A 370-nucleotide genomic window follows, 5' to 3' on the forward strand; every position below is an offset into this window, starting at 1 on the left:
GTGCATGACGTTGGAGTAACGTTCGATCACCATTTTTTCGGTGACCTTCACCGCGCCGATATCGGACACCCGCCCCACGTCGTTGCGCCCCAGGTCGATCAGCATCAGGTGCTCGGCGATCTCCTTGGCGTCCGACAGCAGATCCTGCTCCAGTGCCAGGTCGGCCTCTTCGTTGATCCCGCGCGGACGGGTACCGGCGATCGGGCGCACCGTCACCAGGCCATCCTCGACCCGTACCAGCACCTCCGGCGAGCTGCCCACGACATGGAAGTCGCCGAAGTTGAAGAAGTACATGTAGGGCGTCGGATTGAAACAGCGCAGCGCGCGGTACAGGTCGATGGGCGCCGCCTTGAATTCGATGGACATGCGC

The 370-nt window shown here is 62.7% G+C and carries 1 protein-coding gene; it reads right to left on the bottom strand.

Features of this window, described 5'->3' with window-relative positions:
• A partial coding sequence (locus ACLJNW_RS23575; RefSeq protein ID WP_410961135.1) for a chorismate-binding protein occupies positions 1–370 on the bottom strand: 370 nt, incomplete at both ends.

It is taken from the genome of Salmonella sp. SAL4457, assembly GCF_046548235.1.
In the GTDB taxonomy this organism is placed as follows: domain Bacteria; phylum Pseudomonadota; class Gammaproteobacteria; order Enterobacterales; family Enterobacteriaceae; genus Salmonella; species Salmonella enterica.